Annotated in this window: 19 protein-coding genes and 1 pseudogene; 9 read left to right on the forward strand and 11 right to left on the reverse strand. The window is 61.5% G+C overall.

The features are described from left to right. Position 1: 1 nt before the first annotated feature. The gene (locus tag ACFWYE_RS09865) at positions 2-1597 is read right to left on the reverse strand and encodes an ABC-F family ATP-binding cassette domain-containing protein (protein ID WP_379111409.1); all 1596 of its coding nucleotides are present in this window, start codon (positions 1595-1597) and stop codon (positions 2-4) included. 239 nt (positions 1598-1836) lie between these two features. On the opposite strand from ACFWYE_RS09865, the gene ACFWYE_RS09870 reads away from it, so the two are divergent. After that, positions 1837-2769 carry a LysR family transcriptional regulator gene (locus ACFWYE_RS09870; protein WP_379111060.1) on the forward strand — a complete coding sequence of 311 codons (933 nt, stop codon included), beginning with the start codon at positions 1837-1839 and terminating at the stop codon, positions 2767-2769. Between the two features lie 10 nt (positions 2770-2779). Here the strand turns inward: ACFWYE_RS09870 and ACFWYE_RS09875 are convergent, their stop codons facing one another. From ACFWYE_RS09875 to ACFWYE_RS09900, 6 genes and pseudogenes are all read right to left on the reverse strand, one after another. After that, complete coding sequence (locus tag ACFWYE_RS09875) at positions 2780-3769, reverse strand: MBL fold metallo-hydrolase (RefSeq protein WP_379111062.1); 990 nt, start codon at positions 3767-3769, stop codon at positions 2780-2782. 117 nt (positions 3770-3886) lie between these two features. Next, complete coding sequence (locus ACFWYE_RS09880; protein WP_379111064.1) at positions 3887-4846, reverse strand: spore coat protein U domain-containing protein; 960 nt, start codon at positions 4844-4846, stop codon at positions 3887-3889. Beyond that, on the reverse strand, positions 4837-5748 hold the full coding sequence (locus ACFWYE_RS09885; RefSeq protein WP_379111411.1) for a fimbria/pilus outer membrane usher protein: 912 nt from the start codon (positions 5746-5748) through the stop codon (positions 4837-4839). The genes ACFWYE_RS09880 and ACFWYE_RS09885 overlap by 10 nt, the downstream gene beginning before the upstream one ends. Before the next feature lie 319 nt (positions 5749-6067). Beyond that, a pseudogene (locus ACFWYE_RS09890) lies at positions 6068-6583 on the reverse strand (fimbria/pilus outer membrane usher protein); the annotation flags it as partial. A 625-nt stretch (positions 6584-7208) separates the two neighbouring features. Then, entirely contained in the window at positions 7209-7928 is a 720-nt protein-coding gene (locus tag ACFWYE_RS09895) for a molecular chaperone (protein ID WP_379068452.1), read from the reverse strand. Positions 7929-7949: 21 nt separating this feature from the next. Then, entirely contained in the window at positions 7950-8447 is a 498-nt protein-coding gene (locus ACFWYE_RS09900; protein ID WP_379068454.1) for a spore coat U domain-containing protein, read from the reverse strand. Positions 8448-8677: 230 nt separating this feature from the next. On the opposite strand from ACFWYE_RS09900, the gene ettA reads away from it, so the two are divergent. The 4 genes from ettA to ACFWYE_RS09920 all read left to right on the forward strand — a co-directional run bounded on the left by ettA (position 8678) and on the right by ACFWYE_RS09920 (position 13182). Continuing rightward, positions 8678-10327, forward strand: a complete 1650-nt coding sequence (gene ettA, locus ACFWYE_RS09905; RefSeq protein ID WP_129414194.1) for an energy-dependent translational throttle protein EttA — start codon at positions 8678-8680, stop codon at positions 10325-10327. Between the two features lie 67 nt (positions 10328-10394). Then, on the forward strand, positions 10395-11159 hold the full coding sequence (gene tam / locus ACFWYE_RS09910; RefSeq protein WP_379111066.1) for a trans-aconitate 2-methyltransferase: 765 nt from the start codon (positions 10395-10397) through the stop codon (positions 11157-11159). Positions 11160-11351: 192 nt separating this feature from the next. Beyond that, positions 11352-12473, forward strand: coding sequence for a beta-ketoacyl-ACP synthase III (locus tag ACFWYE_RS09915; protein WP_379111413.1), 1122 nt, complete (start codon positions 11352-11354; stop codon positions 12471-12473). 109 nt (positions 12474-12582) lie between these two features. Beyond that, positions 12583-13182 carry an MOSC domain-containing protein gene (locus ACFWYE_RS09920; protein ID WP_379111068.1) on the forward strand — a complete coding sequence of 200 codons (600 nt, stop codon included), beginning with the start codon at positions 12583-12585 and terminating at the stop codon, positions 13180-13182. 72 nt (positions 13183-13254) lie between these two features. On the opposite strand, the gene ACFWYE_RS09925 is transcribed toward ACFWYE_RS09920, so the two are convergent. Beyond that, a complete protein-coding gene (locus ACFWYE_RS09925; protein WP_379111069.1) occupies positions 13255-14268 on the reverse strand; it encodes a hypothetical protein in 1014 nt (337 codons plus the stop codon). Positions 14269-14351: 83 nt separating this feature from the next. Here ACFWYE_RS09925 and ACFWYE_RS09930 point away from each other — a divergent pair, with 83 nt between their 5' ends. Continuing rightward, the gene (locus tag ACFWYE_RS09930; protein WP_379111071.1) at positions 14352-14951 is read left to right on the forward strand and encodes a TetR/AcrR family transcriptional regulator; all 600 of its coding nucleotides are present in this window, start codon (positions 14352-14354) and stop codon (positions 14949-14951) included. Between the two features lie 98 nt (positions 14952-15049). On the opposite strand, the gene ACFWYE_RS09935 is transcribed toward ACFWYE_RS09930, so the two are convergent. Further along, complete coding sequence (locus ACFWYE_RS09935) at positions 15050-16000, reverse strand: aminotransferase class IV (protein WP_379111073.1); 951 nt, start codon at positions 15998-16000, stop codon at positions 15050-15052. Positions 16001-16241: 241 nt separating this feature from the next. Between ACFWYE_RS09935 and ACFWYE_RS09940 the strand changes: the two genes are divergently transcribed. The 3 genes from ACFWYE_RS09940 (at position 16242) to ACFWYE_RS09950 (ending at position 20213) form a co-directional block, all read left to right on the forward strand. Continuing rightward, positions 16242-16730, forward strand: a complete 489-nt coding sequence (locus ACFWYE_RS09940; protein WP_379111075.1) for a peptide deformylase — start codon at positions 16242-16244, stop codon at positions 16728-16730. 153 nt (positions 16731-16883) lie between these two features. Then, entirely contained in the window at positions 16884-17657 is a 774-nt protein-coding gene (locus ACFWYE_RS09945; protein ID WP_379111077.1) for a siderophore-interacting protein, read from the forward strand. 168 nt (positions 17658-17825) lie between these two features. After that, complete coding sequence (locus ACFWYE_RS09950; protein WP_379111078.1) at positions 17826-20213, forward strand: tetratricopeptide repeat protein; 2388 nt, start codon at positions 17826-17828, stop codon at positions 20211-20213. Between the two features lie 30 nt (positions 20214-20243). Here the strand turns inward: ACFWYE_RS09950 and ACFWYE_RS09955 are convergent, their stop codons facing one another. Beyond that, the gene (locus ACFWYE_RS09955) at positions 20244-20702 is read right to left on the reverse strand and encodes an Lrp/AsnC family transcriptional regulator (protein WP_379111080.1); all 459 of its coding nucleotides are present in this window, start codon (positions 20700-20702) and stop codon (positions 20244-20246) included. A 45-nt stretch (positions 20703-20747) separates the two neighbouring features. Beyond that, positions 20748-21572 carry a LuxR C-terminal-related transcriptional regulator gene (locus tag ACFWYE_RS09960; protein ID WP_379111082.1) on the reverse strand — a complete coding sequence of 275 codons (825 nt, stop codon included), beginning with the start codon at positions 21570-21572 and terminating at the stop codon, positions 20748-20750. Positions 21573-21612 lie beyond the last annotated feature (40 nt).

A 21612-nucleotide genomic window follows, 5' to 3' on the forward strand; every position in this document is an offset into this window, starting at 1 on the left:
TTCAGCCTTGTTGACTGGATCCGAGATCCAGTCGCCGATCCAGGATGATGCTATCGAGAAAAACTTCGTCGTGGCTGACCACCAGAATGGCTCCGTCGTAGGCCCGCAAAGCAGCCTCCAAGGCGTCGGTCGCGTCCAGGTCGAGATGATTGGTCGGTTCGTCCAGAAGCAGGAGTTGTGGCGGCATGGTGCGGCCCAGCACGCAAGCGAGACCGGCACACAGTCTCTGGCCACCGCTGAGTGCACGAACTTCCTGGAGAGCGTCATCGGCCCGGAACCTGAAACGTGCCAGGGCTGCCCGGCATTCGTTTTCGCTGGCGTCGGGATTCAGGCGCAGGAAGTTGTCCCGCAGCGACTCGCCTGGGTCGAGCAACTCGACACCCTGATCGAAAAAGGCATGAGAAACGTTGAGGTCGATGCTGCCGTGTTGCGGCTCCAGTTTGCCGACGATCAACGAAAGAAGAGTGCTTTTCCCGCAGCCATTGGGCCCGGTGATTGCAACGCGCTCCGGGCCTGTGATGGACAGCGACAGGTCGCGGATTGTCGGATGTGCCGGATGGTGTCCTCCCGTCACCGTATTCAGCCTGAGAACCTGCCTGTTCTGCGGCAGGCCCGTCGAGGGGATATCCATCCGGATCGGCTGAAGGATTTCGGCCTGAGCCCTGGCCGACGACACTGCGTCCTGGGCTGTGTCACGTCGCAGGTCGCGCAAGCGTGCGTTTGCTCCGCCTGAAGCTTCCGATCGTCCCTTTGCTGCGTCGAGCATGATCTTCGGCTGGTCCCCGCGTGCGCGGGACTTCAGTCCCACGCGATCCTTGCGTGCTTTACGCTCCAGCGCCTGCTGGGCATTGCGTTTTGCTGCGGTGAGCTGCTTTTCGGCATCCGCCAATTTGCGATCGGCGGCTTGAAGGTCCTCGGCCTTGCGCGCCTGATAGGCGCTGTAGTTTCCACCGTAGCGGGTTGCCCCGAGGGTGCTGAGCTCAACGATGGCGTCCATCTCCTCAAGCAGTTCGCGGTCGTGGCTGATCACGATCGCACCGGCCCGCCAGCCTTTGAGGAGATCGATCACGGCCCGTCGTCCGGCGCGGTCGAGATTGTTGGTGGGCTCGTCCAGCAACAGGAAATCCGGCTCCTGAAAGATCAGCGCGGCAAGGCTCGCACGAGTACGCTGGCCTCCGGACAAGGTGGAGAGGGGTGTCTTCAGGTCGATTTCCAGACCGCAGCGCAGAAGTGCTGTCTCGATCCGCATCGGCAGCGTCCAGTCCGCGTCTGCCAGTTCTTCCGTGCTGGCTTTTCCGGCAGCCGCACGATCCAGGACCGCCAGCGCGGATGAAACGCCGAACAGATCATCGACGTTTTTGCCGGGGCACGCCTGAATTTCCTGCTGCATCCAACCCAACGTGCCGTGAATCCGGACTGTACCCGCTCGTGGTGGAAGTGTTGCGGTGATCAGGCGCAGCAACGTCGTCTTGCCGGTGCCGTTGCGCCCGACAAGTCCTGTGCGCTCAGGCCCGAAACTCAGGTTGATATCGGAAAAAAGGGAGGTGCCGTCAGGCGTGGACCAGCCAAGGCTGGCAAGCGTAATGGATGCAGACATGGGACACTCGTTGCGTAACCGAAGCGGTGAAGGCAGCGAGGGGCTGTCACATGTCAGCGAAACTCCAATGGTGTTGTTGCGCCAATCTAGGGAAGGCCATCGAAAGAACAAGGCCTCAAGACAATCTTTCGTGGACTTGCCGGTTTCCAGGCTTAAATCACCGCCCGTCCGTGCCTATGTGATCGCAACCGCTGATCGCGGACTTCACCCGGTCGTTTCATTCAGGAAGGCGCATCTGCTTGCACGAACGTCTGCTCGAAATCGACGGCAGCCTGCTCCTGGCGCTCGACGCCTTGCTGCGTGATCGCAACGTCACCCATGCGGCCGCGCGGCTTGGCATCACACAGCCGGCGCTTTCCGCGCGGCTGACGCGGCTCCGGCACGTGTTGGGCGATCCGCTGCTGACGCCGGCAGCGTCCGGTCGCGGCATGACGCCGACGCCTCATGCGGCAGCGCTGCAGCCGGAGCTGACCAAGCTGATTGAACGGCTGCGCGACTTCACGAATGCCGCGCAGGTGTTTGACCCGGCGACAAGCCAGCGCGTTTTTCGCATCGCGGCGACCGACAATCCCGCGGCGATCCTGGCCCCGGACCTGATACCGCACCTCAATGCGGTGGCGCCGAACCTCCGTGTCGCGCTCGTCCTGCCGGACAAGCCGCGCATCGCGGCATCGCTGGAAGAGGGGGAGGTCGATCTTTATCTTGGCCTCGCCGAATGTGTCGCCAACGGCCTGATCGGCCGTGCCCTGTTCGACGAGGAGTTCGTAACGGCACAACGCCGCGGCCATCCGAGGGGCAACCGGCCGTTCGATCTCGACGAATTCTGCTCGCTCGACCATCTCTTGATTTCCGCGGACGGTGGCAACTTCACCGGAATGGTCGACGAGGCGCTTGCGGGTTTGCGGCGCGAGCGCAGGGTGACGGTATCGGTGCAGAGCTATGCGCTGGCCACGCTCGTCCTGATGAACAGCAATTGCATCTGCACCTTGCCACGCCGCTTCCTGGAGCGTTTCACGTCGTCGCTCGATCTGTTCGAACCACCGCTGGAGCTTGCGCGGTTCCAGCTGTCAGCGTTCTGGCATCAGCGTATGAGTGGGGATCCCGCCCATAGCTGGTTGCGCGAGCAGGTTTTCCTGACCGCCAAGGCGCAAGGCCGGTCGATGTCGAATTGACCGGCCCAGCCTATTGTCCGGCTGCTCCGGTCCGGTTTCGGTATTCGACCGGGTGCCAGCTGTAGGAGCCATTTCCCTCGGCGCGGATATGACCAACCCCCGGGAACTGCAGATGCGGCGCGGCTATGAGCTGGCGCGTCTTGGCGAAATCGGGAAACACCTCTTTTCGCACTGCCGCCGCCTGGTCTGGCTTCACGTCGTAGACGATGGTGATCGCCGGCTTGGGAAACTGCACCGATTCCACATGGACGATGTCGCCAACGAAGACGATCGACTGTCCTTTGTCCGATACGGTGAAGAAGGCTGTACCGGGAGTGTGTCCGGGGTGGAGGTTCGCCACGATGCCGGGCAGGATGGTTTCGTTGTCAGCGAAGGTTTTGACCTTGCCGGCTTTCGCCAGAACGCCGACTGTCTTTTCAGCCTCGTCGAAGTAACGCCGGTCGTAACCCGTTCTTTGCGCGTTGGCCGGGTCGAGGAAGAAATCGATGTCGGGCGTGCCGACGTATACCGTCGCATTGGCAAAAGCCGGTTTCCCGTCCTCGACCAAACCACCGGTGTGATCCGTATGGACGTGGGTGATCAGGATATCGGTGATGTCCTCCGGCTTCACGCCGATGCTGGCGAGACTGTCGTGCAGCTTGCCGCCGAAGCCCGGACCGAATAGCGAGCCGGAGCCGGTGTCGACGAGAATGCGCCGATCGCCGGTGCGCAGCAGATAGACGTTGATGGACGCTTCGACCGGATTGGTCAGGAAGGAGCGGTCGAGAAGCCCATCGACCTCGGATTGCGACGTTCCGGTCAGCAGCTTGTGCAGATCCTGCGGGACAGTCCCATCCGACAGGGCCGTAATCTCGATGTCACCGAGCGGGAAAGAGTAGGTGTCGGCGGCTTGCAGATAGGAAGCTGTCGCTTGCGCGCCGTTGCCTTCGGCGAAGGTCGGCATTGCGGTGCCGATAAGCAGGCCAAGTGCCGTGGCGGCAAGAAGGGAGCGACGTTTCATGAAGGAGGTCCTCTGTTGCGGATAGACCTCAGCTATGTGCTGCCATGACAGGCTTGAAATCGGAATGCTGGATGGGACCGATAGATCGCGCTTATACCTTGTGGGGGCTATGGCGGATCAATACGTCACCGTGACCACGACGGTGTCGGTATAGGTGCCCGGCGCCGGCGTGGTCTGCGGCGGCACACGCCCATAGACGGGAATGCCCTGAGCGGCACCTGTGCCTGTGCCTGAGACCGTATTGGTGCCGATCGTGTTTCCCCAGGGAAGGCTGCGGGCGGTATCCCTGTAGAGCCCGTAGGTTATGCCCTGGGTGCCGAGAGCCATGCGGCGGCTGGTCGGACCCGTGCCGGTCTGGCCATTGCCGAGGCCTACGGAATAGGTCGTTCCGGGCGTGCAACTGACGGCAACCTGTCCGGTTGCATCGACATTGCCGGTCAACACACCGGTTGTGCCGAAGTCGACGGGCTGCGTCGAGATCAGGCAGTTCGCCGCCACCGTTGCGGTGGTGTTGAAGGACGGCCGGGCAACGACGACGCCGGTGGTGACGGTGCAGTCGTTGCTGGTTGCGGAATACCGGTAGCGGAATTCCACATGGCTGCCGGAAAAGGCGGACAGATAACTGCCCGGCGGGACGGTGCCCTGACCGCCGGGCACGGCGCCGTAGAGCACGGCACTGCCGGTTCCCGAACCCAGCAGGCTGAGTGTCATGGCAAGAACTGGAGGGCGGGACGGATAGGGCCAGAGGTAGGAACCCCAGACGGTGCTGCGGCTCGCATCCGAATAGATCTGGAAATTCATGATATTCGTACCGTTCAGCATCTGCCTGCTGGATGCCGTCGCTCCACCGGAGCCTTCGCCCAGATTGGGGCATATCAGGATCCTCGACAACGACGTCCCCGTGCAGCTCACGCTCATATTGGCAGTGGTGTTCGTCTGCACGCCGGACAGCGTGTCCACCTGGCCAAAATTCATTGCAGAGATGCCGAAAGTGCAGCTTTGTGCGGACGCCGCTGAAGGAAGTGAAATGCCAAGGAAGAGACCTGCCATGGTTCCAAGAGAAAGCCTCACTGGCATACCACCTTCCTGATCACCACCTGTTTGCCCGGATTGGCTCGATACGGGAACGTTGCCTGGCAAGAGTTGCCGTCGCCGAGATCGATGGTGACGCTGTTGTCGCTCTTGAGCGCACGGATATAGGCTTCGCCGTCATAGCCGATGACGAAAGGTTCTGGATTGCCCGGCAGTGTGCCTGTGGAACTGACAGGCAGGGGAGCGCCGCCGGCGTCGACGAAAGAAACCAGCGCGGCGGCGGGTTTGTCGGAAACGCCGAAGTCGACGACCACGCCGCTGCGGTCGGCCGGCACCACGATCTCTTTCGTCGCAGGAATGTCGGCATCGACGGGCAGATTGCCGGGATTGATTGAGACCGTGTTGTCCTCGTAGGAGTGCAGGTCGGGAACTATGATCTTGCCGCGCCTGCCCGTCTTGCCCACCGGGCGGTTCTGGTACTGGACTTCGACGTCGGGTGCGCCGACGTCGACCACGGCGAAAGCATCGTCGATCCGGTTGGTCGCGAAGACACTTCCACCCGCGACGGCAACCGCACCCTCCAGCTGCGCCGTGGCGCGGATATCCTTGTCGAATTGCTCGACGGCGGCTTCGGCTCGCCCGATGGAAGAGCGGTAGCTCACGGCTGCCGACCGGTGCGGTGTTTTTCCTTCCGCGCCAGCCGACGCTGCCGTTTTCAAACTGTTCCGATTTGGTGAGATCGGCAAAGCCACGCGTTCCGTCCGGGCCGTTTTCGACACCGGTGGAGGCGGTGATGTTGTCGTCGAACGGGATGGAGAGACCGGCGAATATGCCAAAGCTGTCCTCGTTTTCGATGTCCTTGAAGGCGGTGGCATAGATGGTGCTGCGCTCGAAAATCTGTTGGCTGTAGGAGACACCGACGATCCGGTTGCGCTCACCCTCGGCATCTTCGAAATTGGTGAAGGAAAGCGTCAGGCTGGACAGATCGAGCGGCATCGGGATGCTCAGCGTCGCCTGGTCGATTGCGCGGGGCACTCCGGCGCTGAAGAGCGGCAGGCCGTCCCGCCCCAAGGCAGGTTCGGCGGTAACGGCGGCTATGTCCTGGTAATTCCCGAAGACGCGCTGGATGCGTCCATAGAAGGTCCATCCTTCATAGCCGAGCTCCACCGTTGCATTTACCAGCGAGCCCGAACGTCCGTCGTGATAGCTGCCGGCAACCGCCATTGACGCCGCGCCGTAACCCGCGAGGGGAAAGGCGATGCCGGCGCCACCATTGATGAGATCCGCGCCGCCTTCGGCGTGACCTTCCAGCGTCAGCCAGTCGGTGAGCCCGTAGCGGGCACTGACCGAGCCCATGAGCCTTTGGTCATAGGTGTTGGATTCAATGCCGAAATTGCGTCGGGGGAAACCAAGCTCGGCGGAGAAATCGAGCAGGCCGCGGCGCAGCAGCATGCTGGAGGAGTAATAGGGCAGCGTCGTCGCGGTCTCCCGGCCGAGGCTGTCGCGGATCACAACCCGCGCCTGGCCTTGTCCAGTGAAGGCGGGGATGTTGACGACCTCGAAAGGACCTGCGGCCACCTCCCCGGCATAGCTCCTTGTGTTCTGGGTATAGATTTCCAGCGTGGAGGGGACGGCGGCCGTGCCGGAAAAGGAAGGCAACGGCAAGGTCACGAGATCCGGGCGCAAAGCAAAATTGCGCTCGATCTGCATGCCGCCGAGATAGACCGGCCGTGTCCAGGCGAGGCCGCCGGAAGTGAAATCCCCGGCCCGATAGGTCACCATCCTCTTCGGGTCCGAGTAGGACCATGTCGTCTTGAGCCTGCGAAACGTGTCGAACTCGTTGTCCGAATAGCCTGCGATGAAGGACTGACTCAGCGTGCCGTATGGGCTGAACAGTCGCGCGTCGAAGCTGCCTGAAATACCTTGAAAGAGATCAGCTTGCTTGTCGAACAGCGTGTTCGAACTGGCAAAGAGTGAATAGTTGAGCACGCCGCCATAGCTGGAACGCGGCTCAAGGCGGTCGCGCTTTTCCCTTGCGTCGACGTCAACCACCTTCGCTTGCCGCGCATCGTCGGACGTCGCGATGAAAATGCGCTGGCTGGCCTCATCGACGCGAAATGAGACCGACGGCAACCGATCGATGATGACGAGGCCGTCGTCCGCCTTTGCACTGTCGACAGGCTTCAGACCCACCTCGGAAAGTTCCTGCGGGGCCACGGCAAGCTGGCCGTCAGGCAATTGTTTGAAATTGCCGATCAGGTTGGTCGACGCATCATTGATGAAGACCTCTAGGTAGAGATCCCGTGTCGCTGTCGTTGCCGGCTGCGGATCCGTTATGTCGGTTGCCTGTGGTTCCGACGATGCGGAAGACAAGACGAAAACCGAAGCCAGCACACAGAATGACAGCCTAGCGGCTGGTCGCGACACTTGCCGTTATGGGGCCGGCGCCGCTTTGTGCGGAGAGCTTCACCGTCCCTGTGCCAAGCCGTCCGGCTGCCCCCACCGGCCATTGCATGACAGAACCCCCAAGCACGTAGCCGACAAGACCCTTGCGGCTGGCGATCGCCTTTCCACCTTGCGTCAAGGTCAGATCGGACAGGCGCAGCCTGCTGCCGCCTTTGTTCTCGCCGATCAACATCAAGCCGCTGCCTGAACGGGCAAGCTTCCATGTCACTTGCGAGCCGCCGGCGTCGGCGTTTCGAAAGAACACCGGGATCATGTGTCGAACCACCAGATTGACGGTGCCGGCTTTCTTGCGGGAAGGGTCAGGAAGTTCGTCGACCACCACACGGTAGCTTTCCTCGCTTGCGACCGGCGTTTTGTCGACACGCACGACACGGATCGTGTAGTCCTCGTTGGGTTTGAGCTTCATCGATGGCGGGCTGGCCACGACTTCGGATGTGGGCTCGAGTTGCTCCGAGCCACCTTGCTGCGTCCATCGGAAAACACGGACCTGCACGTTGAGCGGGCCACGAGCCTCATTGCGTAAGTTGAGAGTGGCCGCACTGTCGGGCCCGATAAGCTCCACCGTTGTCGGTGCTACGCGGAGCGAAGCGGCCTCCGCCAGAGGCAGGCCTGACAAGACAAAAGCGACTACCCCGCCAAGTCCTTTCAGCAAAGGATGCATGTCGTTTCCCTCCTTCGCCGTTCAGTAGGTCACGGTGATTGCAACGACGTCGGAGTAGACGCCCGGAGCGGGCGTGTTCTGGGCCGGCACGCGACCATAGGCGGTGATGCTCTGGGCAGCACCGTTGCCGGTGCCGGCGACGGTATCGGTTCCGGCCGTATTGCCCCAAAGCTGGGTGCGGGCGGCATCCCGGTAGATCGTGTAGTTGATGGTGGCTGATGCTGGTCCGGTCATCTTGCGCACGGCAACGGTCGCACCCGCGCCGTTGCCGGCATTCAGACCCACCGTATAAGGCGTGGTGTTGGTGCATTGGACTGAGAGCGTTGTCGTCTGATCCAGATTGGCGTCGATGACACCCTTGGTGCCGAAGTCCAGATCCGCAGCGCTGACGACTTTGCACTCACCCTGAATGTTGATTCGAACATTAAGGTTGCCGGTTGCCGTGGCGGCAAAAGTACTGGTGGGTATTAGCGCCGCCGCCGCGCAAACAGCAGCAATTGTGCAGTTCAGCAACTTCATAAAGATGCTCCCTGTTGAGGTTTCCGCTGCGAACGGAAACTCTGGCGAAGCACCCCTGCCTGTACTTTGTATGCCATTGCATCGAGCGGGGATCAATAGAAGTCCGCGATGCATTTGACCGAGCGCGATTTCGTGCCCTAAACGATTGCCGTTTCGGTCGCCATCGCCTAAATAGCGCGCAACCTCCGTTCAATTCGGCTTCCAATCCGTTCGATCCAAGGAAAGCGCGCGTGGCACGCCAGTTCATTTATCACATGTCCGGCCTTTCAAAGGCCTACGGCACCAAGAAGGTGCTGGAGAATGTCCATCTGTCCTTCTATCCGGATGCCAAGATCGGCATTCTCGGCCCCAACGGCGCCGGCAAGTCGACCATCCTCAAGATCATGGCCGGGCTCGACAAGGAGTTCACCGGCGAAGCCTGGCTGGCAGAAGGCGCGACCGTCGGTTACCTGGCGCAGGAGCCGCAGCTCGACCCGAACAAGACGGTGTTCGAGAACATCATGGAAGGCGTTGCCAAGAAGACGGCCATCATCGAGCGCTACAACGAGCTGATGATGAACTATTCCGACGAGACGGCCGATGAATCGGCCAAGCTCCAGGACGACATGGACCGCCTCAACCTCTGGGACCTGGAGCAGCAGGTCGAGATGGCGATGGAAGCGCTGGCCTGCGCACCCAAGGACGCCGACGTGACCAAGCTCTCGGGCGGCGAGCGCCGCCGCGTGGCGCTGTGCAAGCTGCTGCTTTCCGAGCCTGACCTTCTGCTGCTCGACGAACCGACCAACCATCTCGACGCCGAGACCACCGCCTGGCTTGAAAAGCATCTGCGCGCCTACAAGGGCGCGGTACTGCTCATCACCCACGACCGTTACTTCCTCGACAACGTCACCGGCTGGATCCTTGAGCTCGATCGCGGCCGCAGCATTCCTTACGAGGGCAACTACACCGCCTATCTGGAAGCCAAGGCCAAGCGCCTCAAGCAGGAAGGCCGCGAGGACGATGCCCGTCAGCGCGCCATCGGCCGCGAACGCGAATGGATCCAGTCCTCACCGAAGGCTCGCCAGACAAAGTCCAAGGCGCGTATCCAGGCGTTTGAAAATCTGCTCGAACAGGCCAACAATCGCCGTCCGACCGATACGCAGATCGTCATCCCGCATGGCGAACGTCTCGGCAATGTCGTGATCGAAGTCGCCGACCTCGACAAGGGCTTCGGCGAACAGCTTCTGATCGAAAACCTGACCTTCAAGCTGCCGCCCGGCGGCATCGTCGGCATCATCGGCCCGAACGGCGCCGGCAAGACCACGCTGTTCAAGATGATCACCGGCCAGGAAAAGCCGGATGCCGGCACCATCCGTATCGGCGAGACGGTCAAGCTTGGTTATGTCGACCAGAGCCGCGACGCGCTCGACCCCAACAAGACCGTCTGGGAAGAGATTTCCGGCGGTGCCGAAGTGGTCAAGCTCGGCAAGTTCGAAGCCAATACCCGTGCCTACTGCTCGTCGTTCAATTTCCGGGGCGGCGACCAGCAGCAGAAGGTGGGCAACCTGTCCGGTGGTCAGCGCAACCGCGTGCACCTGGCCAAGATGCTGCGTACCGGCGGCAACGTTTTGCTGCTCGACGAACCGACCAACGACCTCGATACCGAAACGCTGGCCGCACTCGAAGACGCGCTGGAAAGCTATGCCGGCTGCGCGGTGATCATCAGCCACGATCGTATGTTCCTCGACCGCCTGGCGACGCATATCCTGGCCTTCGAAGGCGACAGCCATGTCGAATGGTTCGAGGGCAACTTCGAGGACTACGAGAAGGACAAGATCCGTCGTCTCGGCCCGGAAGCGGTGAACCCGCACCGGATGACCTACAAGAGACTGACGCGATAAGAATACCGACGCCCCGCCCAAAGCGGGGCGTTTTTCATTTCGAGCATTTTCGACTGGAGTTCGTACGATGAAAGACTGGTCCGCTTCGCTCTATCTTAAATTCGAGGACGAGCGCACGCGCCCTGCGCGCGATCTGCTTGCGCAGGTGCCGGTCGCGAACCCAGGCCGCGTCGTCGACATCGGTTGCGGACCGGGCAATTCCACGGAACTCCTGGCCGATCGCTGGCCGGAAGCGCAAGTCACCGGGTTCGACACATCGCCAGACATGATCGAGAAGGCGCGGGCGCGGCTGCGGGAACTTTCCTTCGAGCTCGCCGATGCGGAGAACTGGGCGCCGGCCGAGCCGGTTGACGTCATTTTCGCCAATGCCGTGTTCCAGTGGCTGCCGGAGCACCCGGCAGTGTTGCAGCGCTTGCTCGGTTTGCTGTCCCCCGGCGGCGCGCTCGCTGTCCAGATGCCCGACAACATGGATGAGCCGTCGCACCGGCTGATGCGTGAAACCGCGGCGGCGATGCCTTTTGCGGAGAAGCTCGCCAAGGCGGCGCGTGCGCCGCTGCCTCCGGTATCATTCTACTACGACAGGCTGAAGCCGCATGCCGCCAGGTTGGACATCTGGCACACGGTCTACAACCATCCGCTGGCCGATGCTGCCGCGATCGTCGAATGGGTGAAGTCGACAGGGCTCAAGCCGTTTCTGGATCCGCTCGACGAGGCGGAGAAGAGCCGGTTCCTGGAGCACTACACGGCGAAGATCGCGCAGGCTTATCCACAGACGGTCGACGGCAGGGTGCTGCTGCGCTTCCCGAGGCTGTTCATCGTCGCCACGCGCTGAAACTCGCGGCCGATTGGTCGACATCTCCGTCGGCGTTGCAGACGCAGCGTCAACAGCCATGCGCGAAGCGGGATCAGGAAAGGCTCGCTTCGGGTCGGAAGGTAGCGTAAACCGCATAGAAAAGCCGGCCGCATCACCTCCCAGGATGCTGGCGCCGGCGCGGCTCCCAACCGCCAGGAAAACGAGTTGAACATGCATCGCGTCATCATCAGCGGCATCGGTGTCGAAATCCCGGAAGCATCGATCAGCAACGATGAACTGGTCGAAAGCTTCAATGCCTGGGTCGATGTGGAAAACGCCAGGCGAGCGATCACAGGCGCGGAGCCGTTGCAGAAATCCGACGCCGATTTCATCGTGCATGCCTCGGGCATCAAGAAGCGTCACGTCGTCGAGCGTACCGGCATTCTCGACCCGACGCGGATGGCGCCGCGACTGCCGGCCCGGGCGGACGAAGCGCTGTCGCTGCAAGCCGAATTCGGTATCGCTTCCGCGCGCAAGGCGTTGGCGCATGCCGGGACAGAGCCCGGCGAGATCGACCTGGTCATGGTCTCGTCGTCGCATCTGCAGCGGCCCTATCCGGCGATTGCCATCGAAATGCAGGAAGCGCTGGGCACCAGAGGCGCCGGCTTCGACATGGGGCTGGGATGCTCGTCCGCCGCAGCGGCGCTGCATGTGGCGGTCAATCTTGTGCGCTCGGGTGCGCAGAAGAAGGTGTTGGTGACGACACCGGAAATCATCACCGGTCATCTCAATTTCCGTGACCGCCAGACGCATTTCATCTTCGGTGACGCTTCCGTCTCGATGGTGGTGGAAGCAGTCGGGGAGGAAGAGCAAAGGCCGGGTCGTTTCGAAGTGCTCGACACCAGGCTGTGGACGCAGATGTCGTCCAACATACGCACCAATCTCGGCTATCTGACCCGCACCACGCAGGACGATCCCTATATGATCGATCTCGAGGGAAACATGATCAAGCAGGTCGGCAACAAGGTGTTCAAGGAAGTCACCGTCGCCGGCCACAAATTCATCGTCGAGTTCCTGGCCGAGCATGGCTTGACGCCCGATGGCATCCGCCGGTTCTGGCTGCACCAGGCCAATGCGCGCATGAATGCCATGATCCTGAAGCTGGCCTTTGGCCACGAAGTGGGGCACGATCGCGCACCGATGGTGCTTGAGCGGCTGGGCAACACGGCGGGTGCTGGCGCCATCATCGCGCTCAGCGAAAATCATGCCGATATGAAGCCGGGTGATTTCGGACTGCTGTGTGCCTTCGGTGCCGGCTATTCAATTGGTGGCGCACTTTTGAAAATGCAGTAGGCGCCCTGCATCAGAAACCTTCATCGGTTCATCAGCGCTTTCGACTGGACCGCATGAGGGCATTGCGACAGGTTGCGCCTCCAAATGTGCAGACTGTGACAGGTAGACCATGCTCGATACACAGCCCGAGATCGTGCCGGGCAAGAAGCTCAGCGCCAAAGTCGCCGGCCTCTATGCCGCGCCATCCGATGATTTCCAGACCAGCGCGGTAGAGCGGCTGCAGCTCGGCTTTGACGGCATACCGGGAGACTTCCATGGTGGTCAGACACGCAGGTCGGGTGGGCGTGAGCCGTGGTATCCGCGCGGCACGGAAATCCGCAATGAACGGCAGGTGTCGATCGTCGCCTTCGATGAACTGGCCGTGGTCGCCGAGCGCATGGGGCTTGCCGAGATAAGGCCCGAATGGATCGGCGCCAATCTCGTTATCGACGGCCTGCCGAACCTGTCGATGCTGCCCTCGGCCACGCTGCTGTTCTTTGCCGGTGGGGTGACGTTGAAGATCGACGCGCAGAACGGTCCATGCCGTCTTTCCGGTCGTTCGATCGCTGAAAATGCCCGCATGGAAGACCAGGATGCCGGTTCACTGCTGTTCCCAAAGGTGGCGAAGCGCCTGCGCGGCCTGGTTGCCTGGGTGGAGAAGCCTGGTGTGATCGAAGCCGGAGAAGCAATTTCGGTCCGCGTTCCCGAGCAGTGGATTTATCCAGTCTGAGAGCGCCTCCAAGACAATTCCAGGGAAAGTGTGCAACGGTTTTCCTGGAGCGTTTCGCGAAACGGAAACGCCCTATCGAGCGGCACGCAGCTGTCGGTAGGCCAGGGCAGCGAGCACGAGCACACCAAGCAGCATGACGGCGTTGACCGTGTATTTCACGGTGAGCGCCGCATCGCCGGCCGGCTGAACGGCAAAGGACGTCAGCGCGTAGGCAAGGAGGGCAGCCGCCGCCGTGCTGAGCACGTGGATGCTTTTCCACGCCGTGCGACCCGACCATATCGCAATCAGCATCGCACAGCCGGCGAAGGCGAGCAGCGAGAGCGAAACGCCGGTCCAGTCCGGCGAAGAGAAGATGTGCAGGGCAAGTATGGCCAGAACAAAGACGGCAACCAGCCATGGTGCCGGCACGTAGCCGGCGCGTTTGCCGATGTAGACCGGTGCGAGAAGGGCGGCGATGCCGAGAAGCAGGGCGCAGGCAACCGTTGCCACGACCTGCGCCTTTGTTGCCATGAAACCGGTGACCCTGAGATGGTCGTCGAAGACGAGGGCGGCGGCAGCCAGATAGAGCGATATCATCAAAAGGATGCCGATGCGCCCGAGCCATGGCCGATCGGCAATGCGTGGCGCGCAGCATTCCACCAATGCGATCGGAGCGGCGAAACTCCAGACGACATGGGTACTGACGAAGTCGAGGGTCAGGTTGGCGCTGATCCCGAGCGGGCTTATCCAGGTGGGCAGCCTTTCTGTATCCCAATAGGCGATGTTGAGATCGGTGCCGTAGTGAGGGTTGAAAAGGCTCTGGTCGATCAATCCAGCCTGGATGAGGCCAAAGGCGGCGGCGAGCAGAAGCATGGTCGGCCATCCGCGTCCGGTGCGTCGCGCGATCTCGCGGATGAGCAGCGCGACCGAACCGTAGAGAGGGGCCAGAATCAGCAGGCCCCACAACATTTCCAGCGGGTGATATGTGCTTTCGGCATAACCGACCAGATACTCAGCCGAGATGGGCGAGAGCAGGAACAGGCCGATCACCGGCAGCAGGCGCCGGCCAAGCTCTGGCTTCGACAAGACCGTCACCGCGGAAGACATCCGAAAACTCTTGGCCAATAATGGAGTATATGCTCTATTAATGAGCGAGATGCAGAAAACAGTCAAGCGCCCGAGATCGCCCGATGCGCACCGTCGATCCTGAGAAACATGCCCGCAAGCGCGCCGACATCCTTGTTGCAGCCGCCGAGGAATTCGCTGCCAATGGCGTCGACGGCACTTCGACCGCGGCGATCTGCCGTCGCGCGGGTATCGGTTCCGGCACGCTGTTCCACTATTTTCCGACCAAGCTCGACATCGTGCATGGCCTGTTCGGCGATGCTTTCGAGCGCATGACCGCGGTCTATCTGGAAGCCGAGGTCGAGGACGATCCGCGGGAAGGGTTTCACCGTATCCTGCAATATCTGTTCGATGACCTCGCCAATCCGTTGGCGCCGGGGTTGATGGCGGTGGCGCTGCTGCAAATCAGTCGCGACGAGGCATTTGCGCGGATGTTCAGCGAGGACGAAGAACGAGCCAGGCGTTCGCTTACAATTCTTCTGGAACGGATGGCCGATCGCGGCACGCAACTTGCGTTTCCCCCGGAACGCGCCGCTGCCTGGGTCCAGAACCTTTTCGATGCCAGCTTCCTGGCCTCCGGCAATGCCGGATTCGACGCCGCCCTTCAGACGACGGAACTGCGCACGATGATAGGCTGGCTGGTTGGGCGTGAATGCCAAGCCTAGAGCGTTTCCGTTTTTCACGGAAATGCGGAAACGCTCTAAGTTTTTGTTTTCGTCGCATTTTTGTAACGCCAAGTGATTCCACTTGGCTACAAAATGCTCTAGCTGGGATAGGTGACGGGGCTCGACCAGGCGGGGTCTTCGTGTCTGTGCCAATAGAGCTGTTCCAGCCGTCTGGTGACAGGCCCGACCTTGCCGTCGGCGATCGGCTTGTCGTCGACCATTGTCACCGGCATGATGCCGCCGGCGGTGGACGTGATGAAAACCTCGTCGGCGCCCTTGAGTGTCATCATGCTCACGTCGACTGCCTTGCAGTCGAGCCCGAGTTCGCTTGAGAGTTCGAAAACCGTGCGCCGGGTTATGCCGGCCAGAACGCCGACTGCCGGCGTCACCAGCCTGCCTTCCTCGACCGCGAAGACGTTGAAACCCGGGCCTTCGGCGATATTGCCGTTGAAGTCGAGCAGCAGCGCCGTTTCGGCCTTGCGATCATAGGCATCGTAGAGGCCGCGCACGAGATCGAGCCAGTGGTAGTTCTTGATCGCCGGGTCGACTGACGCGGGTGGGATGCGGATACGGTCGCTGATCGCGACATGCAGCCCGCGCTCGCGCTGCTCGGCATTGGCCACCGAGCCGAAGGGCACGGCAAAAGCCATGAAACGGTTGATGGCATCGCGCGGATCGCGGCTGAAGGTCGGAGAGGCGCCGCGCGTGCACAGCATCTCGACATAGGCGGCGCGGTGGCCGGAGAGCGCCACACAATTATGCAGGATTTCCGCTACCTGTTCCCGCTTGAAAGGGATCGACATGCGCAGCCGTTCCAGGCCGCCGAAAAAACGTTCGATATGCAGGTCCAGCCGGAAGAAGCGGCCGTTCCAGACGTGAACGGTGTCGTAGGTGGCGTCCGAATGCAGGAAGCCCCAGTCGAGTACCGAAATCCTGGCTTGCGACATCGGCAGATACTGTTCGTCCAGGAAGGCGACGCCGGCTGGATAGCTGTGCGGGTCGATATGCCGGCTTTCGAGAGCGGGCAGGGCGCTGACGATCTGGTCCATGGTCTCTCCTCATCTTTTGACACAGAATGCCCGCGCACGATGAGCCATATTCCTCAGAATGGCCGTCTGCGTGCGCGCGATGCGATCAAAACGGCGGGACTGCTGAAACGGAACGATCAGCGCAACGGCTGTTTCAAGTCTGTCCTTGCCAGGCAGCACACGTTTCACTGCTTCGCCTTCTTTGACGCATTCGGTTTTCACCAGTGACCTATGTTTGGCGTCTTTGAAGAGGAGGCAGACCATGGCGGTGAGAGAAGTCGTTCTGATCGGTGACGCACGGCTGCGGCAGGTCGCGCAGGCAGTCGATCCGACCAGACACGATTGGCGGCAGGACGCCATGGACCTTGCCGATACGCTGACCGATCTCAAGGCACGCCTAGGCTTTGGCCGCGGGCTGGCCGGGCCGCAGATCGGTTCGCCCTGGCGGTTGATCGCCTTCGACTGTCGTTTGGGGACCTTTGTTGCCGTCAATCCGCGCATCACCTGGCGTTCGGATGAGACTTTTTCCGTGCTGGATGACTGTTTCAGCATTCCCGGACGAAAGGTGCCGGTGATGCGCAGCCGGGCTGTCACATTCGAATGCCTTGATCTCGATAGCCAGATCCAAGGCTTTGAGTGTCTCGAACCCGACCTCGCCGAACTGGTGCAGCATGAAGTGGATCATCTCGACGGGATCCTGATGGTAGACCGGGTTCAGGCCGAAGCCTTGGAACACCACGCCAAGAGTTGACAGGCGACCGGGTGCGACCTAGTTGAAAGCTATCAGCCAGTTGCACTGGCCGTAAGCGTTAACGTCACTCAACGCGCAAGATCGAATGGCTCTCCGCCGCGATCTGCGCGGCTGTGTCCAGCAGATCGAGGCAGGAGCCTTGAGAGGACACAGATGAATATCCAGACAACCGCGAACATTCCAGCGGATGCGCCGCGCATCGAACGTGTTCGCTTCGAACTCAGGCGCCGCTCGCTTCGGGTCGAGCGGAGCATCCGCCTGACGCCCGGTATGCTGCGCATCGTCTTTTCGGGTGACGACCTGAACGACTTTGCAAGCCTCGCACCCGACGATCACATCAAGATTTTCGTGCCGACACCTTCAGGCGAAATCGTGCCGCGGTCCTATATGCCACGTTACTACGATGCCGAGGCGCGCGTGCTGGCGATCGATTTCGCGCTCCATGATGCCGGACCGGCAACGAACTGGGCGATCGACGCGCGGCCGGGCGACCGGCTTGAGGTTGGCGGTCCGAAGGGCTCGACGATCGTTTCTCCGGATATCCGGCACTGGCTTCTGATCGGTGACGAGACGGCGCTTCCGGCCATCGCCCGCCGCATCGAGGAAGCGCGCGAGGGCAGCCGCATCACAAGTGTCGTCGCCGTGACTGGACCGCAGGAACATCTGGTGTTTGATACACGTGCCGATCTGCTCACGCTGTGGGCTCACCGTTCGATTTCGGACAGCAGCGATCCCACCACGCTGCTGGCCCTGCTGAAGACGATCGGCCTGTTGCCGGGAACGTTCGTGTGGATCGCGGCCGAAGCGCTGGTGACGCGCGCTATCCGCAGCTATCTCGTGCAGGAGCGGGGCCATCCGCTCAGCTGGATGAAAGCATCCGGCTATTGGGTCATGGGCCGTGCGGATGCCCATGAGAAGTTCGAGTGATCGCGGGCGATTCCAGGAAAAGTGTCTGGTGTGTTTCGTCCAAAATTGCGTCACGACCCGGAAATGGAGCGGATGCCGTTTCCATGGGACGGTGAATCGCTCTAGCTGTGTAGCGAACCTGACCGGCTCCGGAGCCGCGATCATTGAAGAGCATGGGAAAAGCCGATCATGAAGAGCGACAGATCCTCACGTGCGTTGAGCGAGATCCTGCGCGATCTCGCTGGTGAGGAGAGCGGGCTGGCGGAAGCATTGCGGCTCGCGGAAGCTCATCTGGCCGGCGAGCCTGGCGATACGGAGATATTGGAATGGCGCATCCGCCTGCTTGAGCAGATGGGGCGCGGCGAAGAGGCCATGACTGCATTCGAGCCATACAAGGCCGCAATCCTTGCCCGGCAGCCTGAAAGCCCGCATCGCTGGCAGGAACTTGGTTTCGCGCTTTATTGGCAGGCAGGGATCTGCCGCGATCTCGGCCGCAGGGAAGAGGCGCGTCGGCTGGTTCTGGAAGCGGTGACCAGGATCGGCAGCTTCGCCGATCACACGGCCTGGATGACGGCCGCGCGATGGTTCTGGGAGGATGGCGAATTCGATGGCGCCGGGCGGCTCTGGTACGACGTCATGTTCAGAAGCAACGCCGACGTCGGCCTGGCCACCGAAATTCTCAAAACCACCACCGCCCTGGGCGACGAGCACAGTCATGACTGGGTATGGCTCGCGCGCATGCGGGCAACGCTGACCGTTCCGGCGCAAAGACGCGAACGCATCGAGGCAATGTTTCGCCGTGTCGAGCACCAGCCCCTGGCCTGGCGCATCAGGGCGAGGGCGCGTGCCATGGCGGATGATCTCAACGGAGCTTCCGTCGATCTCGACCGCTACCTCGAATTCGGTGGCGACCCCAGGGCACAGCTCTGGCGGGCGCAGCTCAACCATCTTATGGGGCGAGCCCATGGTCTGGAGCAGATCGTGTGGAAGCGGACATCCGAGGCGGGCGCGCGCGATTATTATGCGGCAGGCTGCGACGTCGCGGAATTCATCGAGGAGTTACAGCAAGAGGGGGAATATGTCGGCGCCGACGATTTCGCCCGTGCTCGCCGGGTGGAGGCTGAGGTCTACAAGCTTGGCGCGGAGCGCTTCGAACATTATTTCAAGATGGGGGACGGCAACAGCGAGGATGCCGATCCGCACGTCTACGCGATGCTGTGCAACAATCTCGGCTCGTCCTGGGGCATCAACCAGGAACGTTACCTGGAGGGAATAGCCTGGCATGACAAGGGCTGGGCGGTTTCGCCGTTCTGGGAGCAATACAGCAATCGGCTGCGAAACCAGCTCCATGCGCGCCAATGGGCGGGGGTGATCGAATCCTATGATGTCCTGCGCCGGTCCTTCGGCACGAATTGGGGATATGAAAAACGGCTGAATGGCGTGGGCTATGCCTATGATCAGCTCGGACGCCATGGCGACGTAGTCGCTCTCTATGACGAATTCGCCGACTGGTGTTGGACATTCGAGACAGGCCGGCTCGAGTTCGACGAGGAAGAAAACCAGATCGGACTGGTGCTGCGGGCGGCAAAGGCAGCCGCGCACCAGGGGCGCGACAATCTGTTGCGTGACATCACGGAGAGGCTGTTGGCCTCCGATCGCCTGACCCCAAACATGGCGGAGTTTCTCGCCACGGTCTGGACGGATCACGGCGATCAGGCCGAAGCGGAGCGCTGCAGGCAGGCACTCATCCCGCAGGAGCCGCCAGCGATGTCGGATGCAGCGAGGCTTCCTGATCTGGAGACGCTGCAGGGAATTCACGATGGCTTGCTGTTGAATTCGGGCTATGGCGCTCTCACCCTGGCAGCGGAAGATGAGCGAGACTGGCATTTCGTCGTGACGCGCTACCTGGCGCCGGCCAATGGCGATGCCTTTTGTCCCGTCAACATCGAAGCGCAACGCGGACCAGAACCGGGTGGCCTGGCCTGGCAGGTCGGGCAGGTCGAGGAGCGGGCCGGATGGCTGGGGCGCCTCGGTGGCCGCAAGGTCGATCGGCGTGTCCAGCTCACCCGTTCCACAACAGGCTCGCTCGATGCCGATGCACTCCAGAACGCCGACGAAGCAGAGATCGCGGCCTTCTGGCCGCAATTCCTGCAGCGTTACGACAGGGCGGGCAAGATCTGGCAGCAATTGTCCGCCACGATCACCATCGAGCACGTCAGAGCGCTGCTCGCCGAACTCGAGGCTGCCGGTCATGGCTATGGCCAATCGCTGGATCTTGGCATGTGCATGATCCAGCGTTCGTTGATCAACGGCCGTCAGGAGATCAGCCTTTGCTTCGACCGTTTGCGGGATGGCGATCCCGCTCGACCAGGCAAGGCCTGTGACTTCTACTATTACCGCTATCAGATTGCTGGAACTGAAGAAAAACCTGTTCTCTGCTACATGTATCAGGACAAGAACCATCAGGCAGCCAGGGATATCGAGCCCAGTGATCCTGATCTGGCGCTGGCCTCGCTCGATCACTTCCGGCGCATGACGCGCCGTCTGGAGGGGTGGCGCAGACAACGGAACGGTTGATTTGCCCAGACTGCTGGTGCGATCTCGCGGCTAGAGCGCGACACGCGGCTCGAACTTCACGCGATCGAGCATGATCATGGAGCGGAACTTGCGGATGTTGGGATTGGCGTAGAGCCGCTCCCTGGTGAAGGTCTCGAACGCGGCGACATCGTCTACGATGACGACAACCACGAAATCGGCATCGCCGGTGACCATGTAGCACTGTGTCACCTCGGGGGCGCTGCGCATCTCGCGCTTGAAAGCGTCGATCAAGTCAAGCCGCTCGCTCTCCAGTTCGATGTTGATCACCGCGGTCAGCGATCGACCGACGGCTCCAGGGTTGACCAGGGCGATATCGGCCATGATGACGCCGTCCTCCCTAAGCCGTCGCACCCTGCGCATGCAGGAGGCGGCGGAGGAGGCGACGCGCTGGGCGAGTTCCGCGAAGGACAGGCGGTTGTCCTCCTGAAGTGCGGTCAGGATACGTCGATCTAGGTCATCCAGTGGCATGCGGGGCGTGTCCTTGGCCATTGCTTCCTGGTTGCCGAATGCGGTTCAGCGCTCGCTCAGCAGATGTTTGATGAACAGGTTGAACAGTTCGGTCTGGCTGGAGATATCGAGCTTGGCGTAGATGTTCTTGCGGTGGATTTTCACCGTGCCTTCGGCGATGCCGAGGATGCGTCCGATCGATATGGATGAATGGCCCCGCAGCACAAGGCTGACGATGGTCTGTTCGCGTCGCGTCAATCGCGACGGCACGAAGGTGGCGAAGGCGCGCTCGACATCGTCGGCATCATGCGGCTGGCTGGGTTCGGCCGCTACCTCCGGTGCCAGATGTTCCCAATGCCTGCTGATGAGCATCGTCACCAGCGCGGCGGTCTGCTGCAAGCGTTCGAAATCGGCGGTCGAGAATGTGACGCTGGAATTCGCCCGCAACAGCGAATAGGCGAGATAGAAACCGGGCTGCAACGGCGCCAGGAAAACGATCTCCTCGCTGAGCGAGCCGGTCTCCATCGAGATGCAGGGATGGACGTCGGGAGAATTGTAGTACTCGGCCTCGAAGAAGGCGTCCGGCGCCAGGTCAACCAGCCGGTGCAGGCCTTTTGATGCGCGACGCAGGCATGCGGAATAGACGGCATCGAGCAGGTAGGTGCCGTCGAGATAGTTGCGCATGATCTGCCGGGAGGAGACTTCGCCCAGCCCGTCATGGAGCAGATGAGGGCGGTCGCGTCCCGGATAGGCGAAGATGCAGGACAGATCGAAGGGCGTGACCGCGCGCAGCGCCGCATCCAGCCGCTCGGGGAAGCCCGGCTTGCCGAGATGCGCCACCAGTTCCGGCGTCGCGGCATGCCAGGCCGCGAGCGCTGTCTGATCGTTCATTGCCACTTCCTGTGTGACGGATGGTGAGCCTGCATCGTCC

The organism is Mesorhizobium sp. NPDC059025, assembly GCF_042739655.1.
Taxonomy (GTDB): domain Bacteria; phylum Pseudomonadota; class Alphaproteobacteria; order Rhizobiales; family Rhizobiaceae; genus Mesorhizobium.